The 19,990-nt window shown below is 39.4% G+C and carries 16 protein-coding genes; 15 read left to right on the top strand and 1 reads right to left on the bottom strand.

Annotation, left to right across the window (positions count from 1 at the left end):
* Positions 1–6: 6 nt before the first annotated feature.
* From MKX72_RS20775 to spoVK, 11 genes are all read left to right on the top strand, one after another.
* Positions 7–1,764: a 2-oxoacid:acceptor oxidoreductase subunit alpha gene (locus MKX72_RS20775; RefSeq protein ID WP_013058800.1), complete on the top strand. Its 1,758-nt coding sequence runs from the start codon at positions 7–9 to the stop codon at positions 1,762–1,764.
* Positions 1,751–2,617, top strand: coding sequence for a 2-oxoacid:ferredoxin oxidoreductase subunit beta (locus MKX72_RS20770; protein ID WP_013058799.1), 867 nt, complete (start codon positions 1,751–1,753; stop codon positions 2,615–2,617). Before MKX72_RS20775 ends, MKX72_RS20770 begins: the two co-directional genes overlap by 14 nt.
* A gap of 254 nt (positions 2,618–2,871) precedes the next feature.
* On the top strand, positions 2,872–4,401 hold the full coding sequence (gene miaB, locus MKX72_RS20765) for a tRNA (N6-isopentenyl adenosine(37)-C2)-methylthiotransferase MiaB (protein ID WP_025601388.1): 1,530 nt from the start codon (positions 2,872–2,874) through the stop codon (positions 4,399–4,401).
* 1 nt (position 4,402) lies between these two features.
* Positions 4,403–4,834 carry a RicAFT regulatory complex protein RicA family protein gene (locus MKX72_RS20760; RefSeq protein ID WP_013058797.1) on the top strand — a complete coding sequence of 144 codons (432 nt, stop codon included), beginning with the start codon at positions 4,403–4,405 and terminating at the stop codon, positions 4,832–4,834.
* A gap of 225 nt (positions 4,835–5,059) precedes the next feature.
* On the top strand, positions 5,060–5,605 hold the full coding sequence (locus MKX72_RS20755; protein ID WP_013058796.1) for an outer spore coat protein CotE: 546 nt from the start codon (positions 5,060–5,062) through the stop codon (positions 5,603–5,605).
* Positions 5,606–5,782: 177 nt separating this feature from the next.
* On the top strand, positions 5,783–7,180 hold the full coding sequence (locus MKX72_RS20750) for an amino acid permease (protein ID WP_033579805.1): 1,398 nt from the start codon (positions 5,783–5,785) through the stop codon (positions 7,178–7,180).
* Positions 7,181–7,343: 163 nt separating this feature from the next.
* On the top strand, positions 7,344–10,001 hold the full coding sequence (mutS, locus tag MKX72_RS20745; RefSeq protein ID WP_028411377.1) for a DNA mismatch repair protein MutS: 2,658 nt from the start codon (positions 7,344–7,346) through the stop codon (positions 9,999–10,001).
* Positions 10,002–10,019: 18 nt separating this feature from the next.
* Positions 10,020–11,897, top strand: a complete 1,878-nt coding sequence (gene mutL, locus MKX72_RS20740; protein WP_028411376.1) for a DNA mismatch repair endonuclease MutL — start codon at positions 10,020–10,022, stop codon at positions 11,895–11,897.
* Positions 11,898–11,997: 100 nt separating this feature from the next.
* Entirely contained in the window at positions 11,998–12,948 is a 951-nt protein-coding gene (gene miaA / locus MKX72_RS20735; protein ID WP_048019986.1) for a tRNA (adenosine(37)-N6)-dimethylallyltransferase MiaA, read from the top strand.
* 32 nt (positions 12,949–12,980) lie between these two features.
* Positions 12,981–13,205 (top strand): RNA chaperone Hfq, encoded by a 225-nt coding sequence (hfq, locus tag MKX72_RS20730; RefSeq protein WP_013058791.1) that lies wholly within the window; start codon positions 12,981–12,983, stop codon positions 13,203–13,205.
* 205 nt (positions 13,206–13,410) lie between these two features.
* Entirely contained in the window at positions 13,411–14,349 is a 939-nt protein-coding gene (spoVK, locus tag MKX72_RS20725; RefSeq protein ID WP_223546698.1) for a stage V sporulation protein K, read from the top strand.
* Positions 14,350–14,380: 31 nt separating this feature from the next.
* Here the strand turns inward: spoVK and MKX72_RS20720 are convergent, their stop codons facing one another.
* Positions 14,381–14,992 carry a trimeric intracellular cation channel family protein gene (locus MKX72_RS20720; protein WP_013058789.1) on the bottom strand — a complete coding sequence of 204 codons (612 nt, stop codon included), beginning with the start codon at positions 14,990–14,992 and terminating at the stop codon, positions 14,381–14,383.
* A 277-nt stretch (positions 14,993–15,269) separates the two neighbouring features.
* Between MKX72_RS20720 and hflX the strand changes: the two genes are divergently transcribed.
* From hflX to glnA, 4 genes are all read left to right on the top strand, one after another.
* The gene (hflX, locus tag MKX72_RS20715; protein WP_016765352.1) at positions 15,270–16,532 is read left to right on the top strand and encodes a GTPase HflX; all 1,263 of its coding nucleotides are present in this window, start codon (positions 15,270–15,272) and stop codon (positions 16,530–16,532) included.
* 14 nt (positions 16,533–16,546) lie between these two features.
* A complete protein-coding gene (locus MKX72_RS20710; protein ID WP_033579808.1) occupies positions 16,547–17,809 on the top strand; it encodes a methionine gamma-lyase family protein in 1,263 nt (420 codons plus the stop codon).
* A gap of 182 nt (positions 17,810–17,991) precedes the next feature.
* Positions 17,992–18,399 (top strand): MerR family transcriptional regulator, encoded by a 408-nt coding sequence (locus MKX72_RS20705; RefSeq protein ID WP_014458504.1) that lies wholly within the window; start codon positions 17,992–17,994, stop codon positions 18,397–18,399.
* A gap of 83 nt (positions 18,400–18,482) precedes the next feature.
* On the top strand, positions 18,483–19,817 hold the full coding sequence (gene glnA / locus MKX72_RS20700) for a type I glutamate--ammonia ligase (RefSeq protein ID WP_013084732.1): 1,335 nt from the start codon (positions 18,483–18,485) through the stop codon (positions 19,815–19,817).
* Positions 19,818–19,990: the final 173 nt, after the last annotated feature.

Here is a 19,990-nt window from a genome sequence, read left to right as displayed (position 1 = left end):
TGATTTATGGTACAGCAACTTTCATGGAAAGTTGGCGGACAGCAGGGTGAGGGAATCGAAAGTACGGGAGAAATCTTTTCAACCGCTTTAAATCGATTAGGTTATTACTTATACGGCTATCGTCATTTTTCTTCTCGTATCAAAGGTGGACATACAAATAATAAGATCCGAGTGAGTACAACTCAGGTTCGATCTGTGTCAGATGATTTGGATATTTTAGTTGCGTTCGATCAGGAAACAATCGATGTAAACGTCCATGAGCTGCGCGTAGGAGGCGTTGTAATTGCAGATGCGAAATTCAACCCAAGTCTGCCCGAAACATGTACAACTGCTACGCTATACGCTGTTCCGTTTACAGAAATTGCAACGGAACTAGGAACGTCGCTAATGAAGAACATGGTTGCTGTAGGCGCTTCAAGTGCTGTGCTTCATATTGACACAGAAGTATTTGAAGAAGTAGTGCTTGAAATCTTCGGTAAAAAGGGCCAAAAAGTTGTACAAAAAAACATGGAAGCTATTAAAAAAGGTGCAGATTACATTCGTGAACAGCTAGGCGAACAATTAGAAACAATGAAACTAGATCCAGCGGATGGTAAAAAACGTATGTTTATGATTGGAAACGATGCGATTGCACTAGGTGCTTTAGCCGGTGGGGCTCGTTTTATGCCAGCATATCCAATTACCCCTGCTTCAGAAATCATGGAATACTTAATTAAAAAGCTTCCTCAATTCGGTGGAACTGTTATTCAAACAGAAGATGAAATCGCAGCATGTACGATGGCTATCGGAGCTAACTATGCAGGCGTACGTGCGCTGACAGCATCAGCTGGACCTGGTCTATCATTAATGATGGAGTCGATTGGATTAGCGGGCATCACTGAGCAGCCTGTTGTGATTATTGATACGCAGCGCGGCGGTCCAAGTACAGGGCTTCCAACTAAGCAAGAACAGTCTGACTTAATGGCGATGATTTACGGTACGCACGGTGAAATTCCGAAGATCGTCATGGCGCCAAGTACGGTTGAAGAAGCATTCTACGATACGATTGAAGCGTTTAACTTAGCAGAAGAATATCAGTGTCCAGTTATTATGCTAACGGATTTACAGCTTTCACTTGGGAAACAGTCTGTAGAACCGCTTGACTATAACCGCGTTGAAATCCGCCGCGGCAAGCTTCAGCAAGGAGAGCTAGAAGAGTTGGAAGAAAAACAATATTACAAGCGCTACCGCGTAACAGAAGACGGCGTATCACCACGCGTCATTCCAGGAATGAAGCATGGCATTCATCACGTAACGGGAGTAGAACATGATGAGACAGGAAAGCCATCTGAATCTCCGGTGAACCGCGATGATCAAATGAATAAGCGTCTTCGTAAAACAAAAGGAATTCGTTTTAATACGCCAATTCATGTTCACTCTCATGAAAAAGAGTCTGATATTTTATTTGTTGGATTTAATTCGACGCGTGGAGTTATTGAAGAGGCAATGGAACGTTTGGAACAGGACGGTATAAAAGTAAATCACGCTCACATTCGTTTAATTCATCCTTTCCCAGCTGACGAACTGCTTCCTTACGTGCAAGGAGCTAAAAAAGTAGTTGTCGTTGAAAACAATGCTACTGGACAGCTTGCTAATATTTTAAAAATGAATATCGCAAGTCATGATAAAATTCAAAGCGTATTGAAGTACGATGGAAATCCATTTCTTCCGCAAGAAGTATACGCAAAAAGTAAGGAGATGTTTGTGTTAAATGGCAACGTTTAAAGATTTTCGTAACAGTGTAAAACCTAACTGGTGTCCGGGGTGTGGAGATTTCTCCGTACAAGCAGCCATTCAACGCGCATCTGCTAACGTAGGTTTAGAACCTCATGAGCTTGCTGTTATTTCAGGTATTGGATGCTCTGGACGTATCTCTGGTTATATTAATTCATATGGTTTTCACGGTATTCACGGACGTGCGCTTCCAATCGCTCAAGGTGTAAAAATGGCTAATCGTGATTTAACCGTTATCGCATCTGGCGGTGATGGAGATGGGTTTGCTATCGGTATGGGACACACGGTACATGCGATTCGCCGAAACATCGATGTAACGTATATCGTAATGGATAACCAAATCTATGGTTTAACAAAAGGACAAACATCTCCTCGCAGTGAAGTAGGATTCAAGACAAAAAGTACGCCTGAAGGATCAATTGAGTCGTCTTTATCTGTCATGGAGCTGGCGTTAACTTCCGGGGCAACGTTTGTAGCGCAAAGCTTTTCAACGAATTTAAAAGAGTTAACAAGCTTAATTGAACAAGGCATTCAGCATAAAGGTTTTTCTTTAATTAACGTATTTAGCCCGTGCGTAACGTATAACAAAGTGAACACGTATGATTGGTTTAAAGAAAACCTAACTAGTCTTAGCACAATTGAAGGTTATGATGCAAACAATCGTATGCAAGCTATGCAGACGTTAATGGAGCATAATGGCTTAGTAACAGGGCTTATTTATCAAAATGCGCATCAGCCGTCGTATCAGCAGCTTGTTCACGGCTATAGTGAAGAGCCGCTGTCAAAAGCAGACTTAGGTATGACTGAGGAAAAATTTGATGAGCTAGTGGCTGAATTTATGTAAAAGAGGCTGCAATAAAAGCAGTTTAGTAGAGGGAAAATCCGAACGGTAAATTGAGATTCTTAATGGAGAATCCAGCTCGTTCGGATTTTTTCATAGTGATAGGTATAGAAAATAGGTATATGATTGTGTTCGCTACTTGAAAGTTATATACTATGTTAATGTGATGAGTTTTATGCATAAGCATAAGGCTGTCACATTTTTTTGCGATTTACAGGTGCAACGTGACAATTGTCATGGCGAAAGGAGATTTTTTTATGAACGAAAAACAACGTTTAGAAAGCAACCAAGTTAATCCAGCGGACAAAAAATCCGAAAAGGATTACAGCAAATATTTTCAAACAGTATACATGCCACCTTCTTTAAAAGATGCGAAAAAACGAGGAAAAGAAGAAGTTTCCTATCACAACGATTTTGCAATCGATGAACAGTTTCATGGAATGGGACAGGGACGTAAGTTTTATATCCGTACGTACGGCTGTCAAATGAATGAGCACGATACAGAAGTAATGGCTGGTATTTTTCTAGGCCTTGGCTACGAGCCGACTGACTCTGTTGAAGATGCTCATGTTATTTTATTGAATACGTGTGCGATCCGTGAAAATGCGGAAAATAAAGTGTTTGGTGAATTAGGACACTTGAAGGCCTTAAAGCGCGAGCGTCCTGAGCTATTAATCGGCGTCTGCGGATGTATGTCTCAAGAAGAGTCAGTTGTAAATAAAATTTTACAAAAACATCAGCACGTGGATATGATTTTTGGTACACATAACATTCACCGTTTGCCTCACATTTTGAACGAAGCATACTTAGCAAAAGAAATGGTGATTGAAGTATGGTCTAAAGAAGGGGACGTTATTGAAAACCTTCCAAGAGCACGTAAAGGCAGCGTCAAAGCATGGGTTAACATCATGTACGGCTGTGACAAGTTCTGTACGTACTGTATCGTTCCGTATACGCGAGGAAAAGAACGAAGCCGCCGTCCAGAAGATATTATCCAAGAAGTACGACATTTAGCTGCTCAAGGCTACAAAGAAATTACGCTTCTAGGCCAAAACGTTAATGCATACGGAAAAGATTTTGAAGACATGACGTACGGCTTAGGCGACTTAATGGACGAAATCCGTAAAATTGACGTTGCTCGTATCCGTTTTACAACAAGTCATCCTCGTGACTTTGATGACCGTTTAATTGAAGTTCTTGCTAAAGGTGGAAATCTTGTCGATCACATTCACTTGCCTGTTCAATCAGGAAGCAGTGATATCTTAAAAATTATGGCACGAAAATATTCTCGTGAACATTATTTAGAGCTTGTTCGTAAAATTAAAGAAGCCATTCCAACGGCATCATTAACAACTGATATTATTGTTGGTTTCCCAAATGAAACGGATGAGCAGTTTGAAGAAACAATGTCGCTATATCGTGAGGTTGAATTTGATAGTGCTTATACGTTTATTTATTCACCTCGTGAAGGTACGCCGGCTGCTAAGATGCAAGACAACGTACCAATGGAAGTGAAAAAAGAGCGTCTTCAGCGTTTAAATGCTCTTGTAAATGAAATTTCTGCAAAGAAATTGAAGGAATATGAAGGTAAAGTTGTCGAAGTATTAGTAGAAGGTGAAAGTAAAAATAATCCGGAAGTATTAGCAGGCTACACGGAAAAAAGTAAGCTTGTAAACTTCAAAGCACCTAAGTCAGTGATTGGGCAACTTGTAAAAGTAAAAGTTACAAAAGCCAAAACATGGACATTAAACGGGGAAATGGTAGAAGAAACAGCAGAGGTGAAGTAATATGGCGCAGTATAACAAGAGTGACGTAATTAAACGTGCTCAAGAGCTGGCAAAAATGATCGCTGAAACGGAAGAAGTAGATTTCTTCAAGCGTGCCGAAGCTCAGCTTAACGAAAATCAAAAAGTGCGTGAAACCATTGCAAGCATTAAAAGTTTGCAAAAACAAGCTGTTAATTTCCAACATTATGGTAAGACAGAAGCGTTAAAACAAGTGGAGGCAAAAATCGATCGTTTACAGGAAGAGCTGGATGAACTGCCGATTATTCAGCAGTTTCAAGAGTCTCAAATAAACGTGAATGATTTGCTTCAACTTGTCGCTAACACTATTTCAAACACAGTAACAGATGAAATTATTGTGTCAACAGATGGTGATTTACTGCGCGGTGAAACAGGTTCACAGGTGCGAAACAGCCCTGGATCTAGCTGCTCATAAAGAAAAAATGCCTTAGCAAATTGCTGAGGCATTTTTTTGTGCATCACGTTGCACGAAAATTGGGCAGATTTTCTCTCTAATAATTGTCACGTTTTTCTATATCCTTGCATACAATGGAACATAGGTTTTTTATGCCTTAAACCTAGTTTCTTAAAAATAATGTGCAAACAAGTGAATGAGCCTGCATAGGATGAAATGAAGATAGTTTGAGGAGGGTATGCTCACATGTCACAACACTATAGAGAAATTATTACAAAAGCAGTCGTAGGTAAAGGTCGCAAGTTTACACAATCGTCTCATACGCTTGCACCGAAAAATCGACCAACAAGCATCTTAGGATGCTGGGTGATTAACCATGAGTACAAAGCAAAGAAAAGCGGCAGCAATGTAGAAGTTGACGGCAGATATGATATTAACATCTGGTATTCGTACAATAATAATACAAAAACCGAAGTTTGGACGGAAACCGTATCATACAAAGATAATATTAAGCTGCGCTATAAAGACGAAGATTCGATTGGAGACGATTACGAAGTAATTGTTCGCGTGCTGCAGCAGCCAAATTGCCTAGAGTGCACAATTTCACCAAATGGCAATAAAACGATTGTTCAAGTAGAGAGAGAATTGTTGGCGGAAGTGATTGGCGAAACCAAGGTTTGTGTTGCAGTAAATCCGAAAGGCTGCGATGATGAAGACGAGTTTGATTTAGACGTAGATGACGATGAATTTGAAGATTTAGATCCTGATTTTATATTAGGAGACGATGAGTAACTAGGAAGAAGTTCTTCCTAGTTTTTTTATTTTTACTATTTTAAGAAAATTCTTATAAAAATAAAAAAATATATTGCTTTTTGTCGAATGCGCAGTGTATAGTAAATCTAAAGAAAATAATGCATTAATTTTCAGAAAATTTAGTTATATCAGATAAGTATTTTTTGGGGGTTTACTATGAGCTTATTTCGTAAAAAATCAATTCAAACGTTAATTAGTGAAACCAACTCCAAAGGTGTTAAATTAAAAAAGGATTTAGGCGCTTTCGATTTAACGATGTTAGGAATTGGAGCCATTATCGGAACCGGAATTTTTGTATTAACGGGCGTAGCCGCCGCTGAACATGCCGGTCCAGCTTTAGTTATATCTTTCATTATGTCAGGACTTGCGTGTGTGTTTGCAGCTCTTTGTTATGCGGAGTTTGCCTCAACAGTTCCCGTTTCAGGAAGTGCATACACTTACAGTTATGCAACATTTGGTGAATTAATCGCTTGGATTTTAGGGTGGGATCTTATCTTGGAATACGGTCTTGCTTCTTCTGCTGTAGCGAGCGGATGGTCGGGGTATTTCCAAGGATTGTTAGCAGGGTTTGGCATACATTTTCCAAAAGCTTTAACAAGTGCATACAATCCTGCAAACGGCACGTACATTGATATTCCAGCAATTATGATTGTTTTCTTAATTACCTTGCTTTTAACACAAGGAGTAAAAAAATCTTCACGTTTTAATGCTATCATGGTTATTATTAAACTGGCTGTTGTACTTCTGTTTATCGGGGTAGGAGTTAGCTATGTTAAGCCAGAAAACTGGACGCCGTTTATGCCGTTTGGTTTCTCGGGAGTAGCGACAGGAGCAGCAACTGTATTCTTCGCCTACATTGGATTTGATGCTGTAGCAACAGCGGCCGAGGAAGTACGTAAGCCTCAGCGAGATATGCCAATTGGAATCATCGCATCTCTTGCGATTTGTACAGTCCTTTATATCGTCGTATCGCTTATCTTAACAGGAATCGTCCCTTATACTGAATTAAATGTTAAAAACCCTGTAGCATTTGCTTTAAGCTACATTAATCAAGACTGGGTAGCAGGATTTATTTCATTAGGTGCAATTGTTGGTATTACAACGGTATTACTCGTTATGATGTATGGACAAACTCGTTTATTTTATGCGATCAGTCGAGATGGTCTATTGCCGAAGCCTTTTTCAAAAATCAGTGAGAAAAAACAAACGCCAGTAGTAAATACGTGGATTACATGTTTACTAGTATCCATCTTCTCTGGTTTAGTACCATTAGGAAGATTAGCAGAGTTAACAAATATCGGTACTCTTTTTGCTTTCATGACTGTATCAATTGGAATTTTATATTTACGTAAATCAAAACAAACTTCAGAATCGACTGGTTTCCGCGTACCGTTCGTGCCGGTGGTTCCAATTTTAGCTTTTGTGTTCTGTTTATACTTAGCACTTCAGCTTCCAAAGTTAACATGGATTAGTTTCGTAATTTGGCTTGTACTAGGGCTAGTGGTTTACTTCTTATACGGACGTAAGCATAGTCATTTGAACAGCAGTAAATAATGAAAAGCTTCGGACAAGCTTCTTCCTTCGTCCGAAGCTTTTTTATTTGTTTGATGAAAAGAAATTGAAGATTGTTCTATTTGAATAAATTAAGTTTAAGAAAGACTTATGTTATAATACGTGTAGCAAAAACGCACAACTAGATGTGGTATGGAGGAATAGTATGGCAGCGTATACGCCAATGATACAGCAATATTTGAGAATTAAGGCAGAGTATCAAGATGCCTTTTTATTTTTTAGATTAGGTGATTTTTATGAAATGTTCTTTGAAGATGCTACGACAGCTTCTCAAGAACTTGAAATAACATTAACAAGTCGAGACGGAGGAGGACAAGAGCGAATTCCGATGTGCGGGGTTCCGTATCACTCTGCTCCTACGTATATCGAGCGTTTAATTGAAAAGGGATTTAAAGTAGCTATTTGTGAGCAGGTAGAAGACCCTAAGCATGCAAAAGGTGTTGTAAAGCGAGAAGTGGTGCAGGTGATTTCACCCGGAACACTGATGAACGAACGCGGACTGCATGAAAAGGAAAATAACTATATTTGTTCTGTTACTGCGTTCGAGGATCAAACGTTTGGTCTTGCTCTTTCTGATTTGTCTACAGGAGAAAACAGCGTAACGCTTGTTAGTTCGTTTCACGATATCGTCTCAGAAATTTATGCAAAAGAAGCAAAAGAAGTTGTTGTAAGCTCTGAGTTTCCTGCTGACTTATTACAAACACTAAAAGAGCGCATGACGATTACCATTTCTTATGAAAATAGTACAGATCAAGTAGAAGGACTAGATTATTTAGTAGAGTCGCTTCAGCAGCAAAAGCTTATTACAACGTTTGCGCGTATTCTTCAGTATTTAACTCGCACGCAGAAGCGTTCGCTTGAGCACTTACAGCCCGTGCAGTTTTATCAAATCAATGAATATATGAAAATTGATTTGTTCTCTAAGCGAAACCTAGAGTTAACCGAAACGATTCGTTCAAAAGGAAAGAAAGGCTCGCTTCTATGGCTATTAGACCAGACCGTTACGGCGATGGGCGGCCGTTTATTAAAAAATTGGATTGACCGTCCGCTTTTAAAACAAGCGGATATTGATAATCGTTTGAATATGGTAGATGTCTTAATGAAACAGTTTTTTGAACGAGAAGAACTGCGTGAGTTGCTAAAAGACGTATATGATTTAGAACGCTTAGCTGGTCGAGTAGCTTTTGGGAATGTAAATGCTCGTGATTTAATTCAATTAAAAAAATCATTGCAAAATGTGCCTCATATTCAAGAGGTTGTGAATCGTTTGAATCATCCTTATGCCACAAAGCTTGTTGAAGACATTGATCCTTGTGAGCGATTAGCTAATCTTCTTGAAAGAGGATTAAAAGAGCACCCTCCGTTGTCAATTAAAGAAGGAGACATTATTAATGACGGCTATCATGAACAGCTTGATCAATATCGAGATGCAAGCCGAAACGGAAAAACGTGGATTGCGTCACTTGAACAGCAAGAGCGTGAGAAAACAGGGATTCGCTCACTGAAAATTGGTTATAATCGTGTGTTCGGCTATTATATAGAAGTAACGCGGGCAAATCTGCATCTTTTGCCTGAAGGAATGTATGAACGAAAACAGACGTTAACCAATGCAGAACGTTTTATTACGCCTGAGCTGAAAGAAAAAGAAGCGCTAATTTTAGAAGCGGAAGAGAAAATTGTAGAGCTGGAATATGAATTGTTTTTACAAATTCGTGAAGAAGTAAAAGCATATATTCCAAGGCTGCAAGAACTTGCTAAAAAAGTAAGTGAGCTCGACGTACTGCAGTGCTTTGCAAAAATCAGTGAAGAACGTCATTACACGAAGCCTATTTTTTCAAGTGAAGACATTTCAATTCAAAATGGACGCCATCCAGTAGTAGAAAAAGTAATGAATTCGCAGGAATATGTGCCAAACGACTGTCAAATGACGGATGATAGTTCAATTTTACTGATTACAGGACCAAATATGTCTGGTAAAAGTACGTACATGCGTCAGGTCGCTTTAACGGCGATATTAGCTCAAATTGGCTGTTTTGTGCCAGCTGACGAAGCGGTTCTGCCGATTTTTGATCAAGTGTTTACACGTATCGGAGCAGCTGATGATTTAATTTCAGGCCAAAGTACGTTTATGGTCGAGATGCTAGAAACGAAGAATGCAGTGACAAATGCCACTCAGTCGAGTCTGATCCTGTTAGATGAAATTGGACGGGGCACGTCTACGTATGACGGAATGGCTCTTGCTCAAGCAATTATTGAATACGTTCATGAACATATTGGCTGTAAGACACTATTTTCTACTCATTATCATGAATTAACCGTACTCGATGAGTCGCTTCCTGCGCTTAAAAATGTTCATGTAAGCGCGGTTGAAAAAAATGGGAAAGTCGTCTTTTTACACAAAATCAAAGATGGTGCCGCAGATAAAAGCTATGGTATTCACGTAGCGGAACTAGCAGAACTTCCAGATCCGCTTCTGGAGAGAGCTCGCGTCATCTTACACGATTTAGAACAATTTTCTGAGCGTGAACCTGTACGTCAGGCTCCAAAAAGAGAAGAGATAACACAACAAGTTCCACAAGAAGGTGCTTCTTTGGTTCAAGAAGAACGTGCAGATCGTAAAAAAGCAGATGAAGCCAATCAGCTTTCGTTCTTTGAAATAGAAGAGAAAAAAGAAAAGCCTGCGCTTTCAAAACGTGAAAAAGCAATTATCGATCGTTTAAAAGAGCTCGATATTTTAGAAATGACGCCTTTAGACGCAATGAATGCGATGTATGAACTGCAAAAATCATTAAAAAAGAAATAGATTGAGAGGAGTGAGTCTGTGGGTAAAATTGTGCAGCTTTCAGACGAACTTTCAAATAAAATTGCTGCCGGAGAGGTTGTTGAACGACCTGCTTCGGTGGTGAAAGAACTAGTCGAAAATGCTATTGATGCAAACAGTACAGTTATTGAAATTGAACTAGAAGAAGCTGGGCTTTCAAAAATTCGTATATTGGATAATGGAGACGGCATTGCTTCTGAAGACTGCTTGACCGCTTTTAAAAGACATGCGACAAGTAAAATCAAAACAGAACAAGATTTATTTCGAATTCGAACGTTAGGATTTCGCGGTGAAGCTTTGCCAAGTATTGCTTCGGTTTCAATGCTTGAACTCAAAACGAGTACGGGAGAAGAAGCCGGCACTCACCTTAAACTTAGAGGCGGAGAAATCGTTCATCACGAATTAACGTCAAGCCGAAAAGGTACCGAACTTGTTATTGAAAACCTATTTTTTAACACACCTGCACGTTTAAAATATATGAAGACGGTAAACACGGAGCTTGGTAACGTAACGGATGTCGTCAATCGCCTTGCGATGTCTCATCCTGAAGTTTCAATTCGGCTGATGCATCAAGGAAGACAGCTTCTGTATACGAACGGAAGCGGAGATGTGCGCCAAGTGCTTGCAGCTATTTATGGAATGGCAGTGGCCAAAAAAATGATTCCAATTAACGTTCAGTCTCTTGATTATGAAGTGAATGGTTACGTTGCTCTTCCTGAAATTACACGAGCTTCTCGCAACTATATGTCCACCATTATTAACGGTCGTTTTGTTAAAAACTACGGGTTGTTAAAAGCGGTACAGCAGGGCTATCATACCCTTTTACCTATCGGCCGTTTTCCAATCGTGTTTTTAACCATTACAATGGACCCTTTGTTAGTGGACGTGAATGTTCATCCAGCGAAACTAGAAGTGCGTTTAAGTAAAGAAGCGGAGCTGTTTGAGCTTATTGAACAAGGAGTAAAAGCTGCTTTTAAAAAGCAGCAGTTAATTCCGGATGCTGTAGTACCAACCAAGTCAAAATCAGCTGTGCAGCCAACTGAGCAGCAGACCTTTACATTTGATCATCAGTCTAAACCGTCTGGCTATCAGCCGTCTGATACGGTTCGCGAGCCTAGCTTTAAGGAGACTACCGCTCGTGTAGACGAGATCATGCCGCCTGTTAAAACAGAGGTCATACGTCAAGATGAAGAACTTGAACCAACGTTTCGAGAAATAGAACACTATGAAGAATCGGTGGAAGAAAACGCACCTATTCCAGAACCAAACCGTTCAGCCAAAGAGCAGCCAGAACCGCGTGTTCCTGCGATGTACCCAATTGGACAAATGCACGGAACGTATATTTTGGCACAAAATGAAAAAGGATTATTTATTATTGATCAGCACGCGGCGCAGGAGAGAATTAAGTACGAATATTTTAAGCGAAAGCTTGGAGAAGTAGATTCAGAAGTTCAAGAACTGCTTATGCCGCTTACGCTAGAGTTCTCGGGAAATGAAGCCTTGATTTTAGAAGAATACAAAGACATGCTTGCTGAAGTAGGAGTCTTTTTAGAACCGTTTGGACAAAACTCCTATATCGTTCGTTCACATCCGCAGTGGTTTCCAAAAGGAGAGGAACAGGAAACCATTGAAGAGATGATTCAGCAAATCTTTACGATGAAGCGAGTCAATATCGAAAAGTTACGAGAAGAAGCGGCTATTATGATGAGCTGTAAAGGATCGATTAAAGCGAATCATCATTTGCGAAACGATGAGATTTTTGCTTTACTTGAAACGTTAAGAAAAACAACGGATCCATTTACGTGTCCGCACGGACGACCAATTATTATTCATCATTCGACGTATGAAATGGAAAAAATGTTTAAGCGAGTGATGTAAGCAATGCGGCTAGCTGCAGCTAGCCGTTTTGTTGAATAAATCATAGCCATTTGGATAAAATGGAATGATGTGAATGCCTATAGATGAAAGTAGTGTTGTTATGACGGGAGAGAAACCAAAACTTATTGTCATTATTGGACCAACTGCGGTTGGTAAAACAAAATTAAGCATTGAACTTGCCAAACAGTTAGACGGAGAAATTATTTCAGGTGATTCGATGCAAATTTATAAAGGGATGGATATCGGAACAGCAAAGGTGTCAGAAGAAGAGATGCAGGGTGTTCCCCATTACCTGATCGATATTAAGGAGCCGGATGAATCGTTTTCTGTGGCAGAATTTCAAGAGATTGTAAGAAAACAAATCGATGATATTCATGCTAGAGGAAAAATGCCGATGATTGTTGGAGGGACGGGTCTTTATATTCAATCCGTTATTTATGATTATCAGTTCACAGAAACGCCTAGTGATGAAAAAGTTCGTGAACGAATGGAAGTATTTATTAAAGCTCATGGCATTGATCCCCTGTATGAGAAGCTCAAAGAAATTGACCCAGACAGTGCGGCTGCTATTCATAAAAATAACCATCGCCGTGTAATTCGAGCGCTTGAAGTTTATGAAGTAACCGGCAAAAAATTCAGTGACTATACAAAAGAACAGTCGCAAGAGTTATTATACGATGTAACCATTATTGGACTTACAATGGATCGCGACGTATTATATGAGAGAATTAATCACCGAGTCGATATGATGATGCAGGCTGGACTGCTTGAGGAAGTCAAATCATTGTACGAAAGTGGTCTGCATGATGTACAATCAATTCAAGCTATCGGCTACAAAGAGCTTTATGCTTATTTTGAGGGACGCTGTACGCTCGAAGAAGCCGTTGAACAGTTGAAACAAAATTCACGCAGATATGCAAAGCGTCAGTTAACATGGTTTCGAAATAAAATGCCTGTAAAATGGATAGAGATGGAAGTTGACAAATTTCCCGAAAAGTTTGCTGAAATTTTTACATATATTGCAGGAAAGCTGAAGAAAGAAGCGAATTAAGTAAACAGATAGAGAAACGAGGAGGCCGAATAATGAAACAATCAGTTAATATTCAAGATCAATTTTTAAATCAATTACGTAAAGAAAATATCTATGTGACGGTATTTCTTTTAAATGGTTTTCAATTAAGAGGACTAATTAAAGGATTTGATAATTTTACTGTGCTAATTGAATCTGAAGGAAAACAGCAGCTGATTTATAAACATGCGATTTCGACATTTGTACCAAATAAAAATATTACAGTAGAACTTGAATAGAGATTAAAGAGAAGCATCCGCATATTCGGATGCTTTTTTTATGTAAATAAAGGCTTAGAAAAGTTTCTTAACATTGTTTTTACTCATTGAACATAAACCTTATAATAGACGATTATTTCTTCGGTAATAAGAGATCATTGTCTTCGTATCGTTCATCGCATGCAGCTATGCGATACAGAGAAGTGGGATGAAACGAGAGGTGAACATGGTGGAACAGCCGATAACTCTTAAAAATAATGGGCAAATTAATATCATTTTAAATAATGAAACAAAAAAGGAAAAATCGTATACGACATCAATTCCGCGTCCTGCCAAAAAAGCTGTGATAAATCATGAGCCGCTTCGGGAAATTGAACGAGAAATGAGCGGACTGGTTGGAATGGAAGAATTGAAAAAAATGATAAAAGAAATATATGCGTGGCTATATATTAACAAAAAAAGAGAGGAACAGGGCTTAAAAGCGGGAAAGCAGGCGCTGCATATGATGTTTAAAGGAAATCCAGGAACAGGGAAAACGACGGTAGCCCGCCTGCTGGGTAAATTATTTTTGAATATGAACATCTTGTCTAAAGGACATTTAATTGAAGCAGAGCGTGCAGATTTAGTTGGAGAATACATTGGTCATACCGCTCAGAAAACGAGAGATCTTGTAAAAAAAGCGCTTGGAGGTATTTTATTTATCGATGAGGCTTATTCTCTTGCAAGAGGGGGAGAAAAAGATTTTGGAAAAGAAGCGATTGATACATTGGTCAAACATATGGAAGATTCAAATGATAAGTTTGTATTGATTTTAGCTGGTTATCCAAGAGAAATGGAAAATTTCTTAAGTCTTAATCCAGGACTGCGCTCTAGGTTTCCGTTTATTTTTGATTTTCCGGATTATGATGTTAATGAACTGATGGACATTGCGGGTCACATGATGAATGACAGGCAGTATCAGTTTAGTACAGAGGCCTATAAAAAGCTAAAAGATCATTTTATGGACGTGAAGTACAATCAGACGCCTAGGGATTTTAGTAACGGTCGATATGTGCGAAACATTATTGAACGTTCCATACGTACTCAATCCATGAGGCTTTTAGAAGAAGAAAGCTTTGAACGCAACGAGCTTTTAACTTTAACGTCAAGCGATATTCAGCTGTGAAAAAAAGCCTTTCGTCATGAAAGGCTTTTTTCTACATATTTGGTTGTCGAATCGTTTTAATCGGCAGGCGCCATTTGTAAATGTATGAACACATCCGAAGGCCTACAAGCAAGATAAATAACGTATAAAGTTCTACAGGCGTGTTTGTAATATGGAGCCCTACGCTAAATCCTGCGATAATCGCCCATACGGCATAAATTTCATCTTTAAGAACAGTAGGCTTTCGGCGTGCTAATAAATCTCGGATAATCCCCCCGCCGCTTCCTGTTAAGACCGCAGCTACAATAACCGCGCTAAGCGGATGGTTCATATGAGTGGCATAAAGCGCTCCTTGAATCGCGAATGCTGCAAGGCCAATGGCGTCCGAAAAATTTCCCCATCGCTTCCAATGTTTTAAGATATTGTTTGGAAATAAAAAAGTGGCAGTGATAGATAATAAAGCAATTTGAAAAAAGAGTCCTTGTTCCCAAAGGGCAGACACCGGTACACCGATAAGCAGGTTTCGAATGGCTCCTCCGCCAAAAGCCGTTACGATTCCGAGTATGTAAACGCCTAAAATATCATATTCCTCTTCCATGGCAATGAAAGCTCCGCTGATTGCAAAAGCAATCGTTCCAATAATGCTAAGTACGTCCCAAGTCATGATGCTATCCCCTTTATTCTGTTTTCACCAAGTAGCGACTATTATTTTAAAATCAGGCAGCCTGATTCAAATTTCGATAAGTAAACCAATTCAAATTGTATACAGAATTTCGTGATATTTCAATGTTTTTTTAATCATCGTTTTATAGATTTTAAAAAGGGTGTTAAACTAGTAAAAGACAATGTATTCTGTCTCTTTTGCAAAGATGGAGAAATGGACATTTTTTTGATATGATATGAATGATTTGTCAATTTAATAGTAAGGGAAGGAAAAATCTTTGACAGCAGAAATGAATACTGAACTTGAACGCGTAATTTTAGTCGGATGTCAGCTTCATGACGATGACGAACGTTTTGAATATTCAATGGATGAGCTAGCATCTTTAACTGAGACTGCAAAAGGCGAAGTGCTGGTAAGGTTAACGCAAAAGCGCGATCGCATTCATCCAGCTACTTATATTGGAAAAGGGAAAGTAGAAGAACTTGTGGCTCTTGAAGAAGAGTTAGAGCCTGATTTAATTGTATTTAATGATGAATTGTCACCGAGTCAAATCCGCAATTTGTCAGCAGGGTTATCTGCGCGTGTTATTGACCGCACGCAGCTGATTTTGGATATCTTCGCACAGCGTGCTCAAACGCGAGAAGGAAAAATGCAGGTGGAACTTGCTCAATTAAATTATCTGCTGCCTAGGTTAGTAGGACAAGGTACCGCTTTGTCGCGTCTTGGAGGCGGAATTGGAACAAGAGGTCCTGGTGAAACGAAACTTGAAAGTGACCGCAGACATATTCGCCGTAAAATTGATGAAATTAAGCGTCAGTTAAAGACAGTGGTAAGTCACCGCGAACGTTATCGAGAAAGACGTAAGCGTAATCATGTCTATCAAATTGCAATTGTGGGCTATACGAACGCTGGTAAATCGACGATCTTTAACCGCTTAACAGAAGCTGGTATTTTTGAAGAAAATCAGCTGTTTGCAACTCTTGATCCAACGACAAGACAGTATACGCTTCCGTCAGGATTAACGGCGCTGTTAACGGATACGGTTGGATTTATTCAAGATCTTCCAACAACGTTAGTAGCCGCCTTCCGTTCAACACTTGAAGAAGTAACCGAAGCTGACCTTGTTCTGCACGTGGTAGATTCATCTAATCCAGATTACAACAACCACGAAAAAACAGTGCATCGCTTACTAGAAGAGCTGAACGTAACGGACATTCCGATGCTAACAGTTTACAATAAAGAAGATATGCAGCATGAACTATTTGTCCCATCCGCTTCAACATCGTTATCAATGAGCGCTTTTAAAGCTACGGATTTAGTGAAGCTTGGGGAAAGAATTCAAGAAGAAATGAAAAAAGAAATGGCGTTTTTTCATGTGCTGCTGCCGGCTTATGAAGGAAAAATGCTCGCTGAACTAAAAACGGTCTCTATTCTTGAGTCGTTAAAGTTCAATGAAGAAACTGAGAAGTATCAGTGCAAAGGGTATATTGCAAAAGAGCATCCCCTTTACAAAAAGCTACAAACGCTTGAAGAAAGTTGAGGAACAAAGAAATGATGTTTGATCAGTTAAAAAACGGGGCACGCATTCGGGAACTTGCTGCAAAAGTAGAAAAGCAGATTAAGCCCGTACATGAGAAAATTGACGAGCGTATTGAAGCAAATCAATTTCGAGTGCTGCAAAGCTTTCAGCAAAACCGAGTGAGTGATTCACATTTTAATCCAACAACGGGGTATGGCTACGACGATCTAGGCCGCGATACGTTGGAGAAAGTATATGCGGACGTTTTTGGAACAGAAGCATGTCTAGTGCGTCCGCAAATTATTTCAGGCACGCATGCAATCGGCATTTCGCTGTTTGGTGTACTGCGTCCTGGAGATGAACTATTATATATAACCGGAAAGCCTTATGACACGCTTGAAGAAATCGTTGGCATACGAGGAAGCGGTGTAGGTTCTTTAAAAGAATATAACATTAGCTATAAATCAGTAGATTTAACTGAGGAAGGTCAAGTGGATTTTGAAGAAGTGAAAGCGTCTATTCATGAGCATACAAAGATGATAGGCATTCAGCGTTCAAAAGGGTACGGCATTCGTCCTTCTTTTACAGTCGCTCAAATAAAAGAAATGATTTCGTTTGTAAAGAGCATTAAGCCTGACGTTGTTGTATTTGTTGACAACTGCTACGGTGAATTTGTAGAAACAATCGAGCCAACGCATGTAGGAGCGGATTTGATGGCGGGGTCGCTTATTAAGAACCCTGGTGGAGGTCTCGCTAAAATCGGTGGCTATATTGCAGGACGAAAAGACCTAGTGGAAGCTTGTTCATACCGAATGACAACTCCTGGAATCGGTGCAGAAGCTGGAGCGACGCTGTATAGCTTGCAAGAAATGTATCAAGGGTTCTTCTTGGCGCCGCACGTAGTAGGTCAAGCCTTAAAAGGAGCGGTTTTCTCATCCGCTATGTTTGAAGAGCTTGGTATGCAAAGTGAACCGAAGTGGGACAGTGAACGAACAGATTTAATTCAATCCGTTCAGTTTGATGACCGCGATAAAATGGTGGCTTTTTGTCAGGCAATTCAATTCGCTTCGCCAATTAATTCACACGTAACGGCGTATCCTGCTTATATGCCAGGGTATGAAGATGATGTGATTATGGCAGCAGGAACGTTTATACAAGGAGCGAGCCTCGAGCTTACGGCAGATGGTCCTATCAGGCCGCCTTATGTCGCTTACGTGCAGGGCGGATTAACGTATGCTCATGTAAAAGTAGCAATATGCATGGCGGTAGATCAATTACTGACAAAAGAACTTTTATAAGATAGAAAGATTATTTCTCCCCGTTAACAAGGAAAAAAATAAGCTATAAAAATAAACGAAGTGCTATTTATTTGTATAGAAAAAATGTTCAGAAAAATTTATGTTAGAATTACTAACATTCGGTTGACAGGTGAACTAACATAGCATACAATGTAAATAGTTAATCCAAAGGAGGAACTGAAATGAGTGACAACATTCGAAGAAATACGCCACTTTTCCCGATTGGAATTGTGATGCAGTTAACTGAGTTGTCTGCTCGCCAAATTCGCTACTATGAAGAACATGAATTAGTTGCACCGGTAAGAACAGAAGGAAATCGACGACTATTCTCATTTAACGATGTTGATAAGCTGCTTGAAATCCGCGATCTAATCGAACAAGGTGTAAACTTAGCAGGTGTAAAACAGCTGTTTCATCTTCAAAAGGAGCAAAAAGGGCATAAGCAAGAAGAAAAAGTTGTGGCAGAAACAGCAAAGCCAGAATTAACGGACGATGAGTTGCGAAAAATGCTTCGTGCAGAACTTATGCAAGCAGGCCGTTTTAATCGAGCAACTTTAAATCAAGGAGATATGTCCAGGTTCTTTCATTAATAAAGTTATCAATATTTATGCCGTTCGTATATGAGGGGTATAGATTATAAATATTATATAGAGATTTAGGGGAGGATCACACGATGGCAAAGTACACAAAAGAAGATATTTTCCGCAAAGTTCAAGAAGAGAATGTAAAATATATTCGTCTTCAGTTCACTGACATTTTAGGAACAATTAAAAACGTTGAAATTCCAGTAAGTCAATTAGAAAAAGCGTTAGACAACAAAATGATGTTTGACGGTTCTTCTATTGAAGGGTTTGTACGTATTGAAGAATCAGATATGTACCTATTCCCGGATATTGATACATTTGTTATTTTCCCTTGGACATCTGAAAAAGGTAAAGTAGCACGTTTTATTTGTGACATCTACAATGCAGATAGAACTCCGTTTGATGGCGATCCACGTAATAACTTAAAACGTGTGTTAAAAGAGATGGAAGAGTTAGGATTTACTGATTTTAACCTTGGACCTGAGCCAGAGTTCTTCTTATTCAAATTAGACGAAAAAGGCGAACCTACATTAGAATTAAATGATAAAGGTGGCTACTTCGACTTAGCGCCAACTGACCTTGGTGAAAACTGCCGTCGTGACATCGTATTAGAGCTTGAAGAAATGGGCTTTGAAATTGAAGCATCTCACCATGAGGTAGCTCCTGGACAACACGAGATCGACTTCAAATATGCTGCTGCATTAAAAGCTTGTGATGATATCCAAACGTTCAAACTTGTTGTAAAAACAATTGCACGTAAACATGGCTTACATGCTACATTTATGCCAAAACCATTATTTGGTGTGAACGGTTCAGGTATGCACTGTAACGTTTCATTATTCAAAGATGGCCAAAACGCATTTTATGATGAGAACGGTAATCTAGAGCTAAGTGATACTGCTCGTCAATTTATCGCAGGTATCATCAAGCACGCACACAGCTTTACAGCAGTAACAAATCCTACTGTAAACTCTTATAAGCGTCTAGTACCTGGATATGAGGCTCCTTGTTATGTTGCATGGTCTGCTCGCAACCGTAGCCCATTAATCCGTATCCCAGCTTCTCGCGGCGTAGGAACTCGTGTTGAAGTACGTAGCGTAGACCCGGCTGCTAACCCATATTTAGCAATGGCTGTTCTATTAAAAGCTGGTTTAGATGGAATCAAGAACAATCTTGAAGCTCCAAAACCTATCGATCGTAATATCTATGTAATGACAAAAGAAGAGCGTGTTGAAGAAGGTATCGTAGATTTACCTGCAACATTAGCTCAAGCTTTAGATAGCTTCCAATCAAACGAAGTGATGGTTTCTGCATTAGGTGAACACTTAGCAGAGCACTTCGTTGAAGCGAAAGAAATCGAGTGGGATATGTTCCGTACACAAGTTCATCCTTGGGAACGTGACCAATACATGAGCCAATATTAATTTTTAAAAGTCGGAGAGATCGTTTGTACGTTCTCTCCGACTTTTTTGTTTTTCACAATGAATAAATAACATTCTACATACGTAAATTGAATAATATAGCTTGTTTATAAAAAAGCTGCCTGTCGTATAATTTACAGGGAGCTTTTTTATTGTTTTGTTACATACAAGAAAGA

This window comes from Priestia sp. FSL R5-0597 (assembly GCF_038006305.1).
In the GTDB taxonomy this organism is placed as follows: Bacteria; Bacillota; Bacilli; order Bacillales; family Bacillaceae_H; genus Priestia; species Priestia zanthoxyli.
The sequence above is the reverse complement of the archived record's forward strand: the minus strand, read 5'-3'. Positions and strand labels throughout refer to the sequence as shown.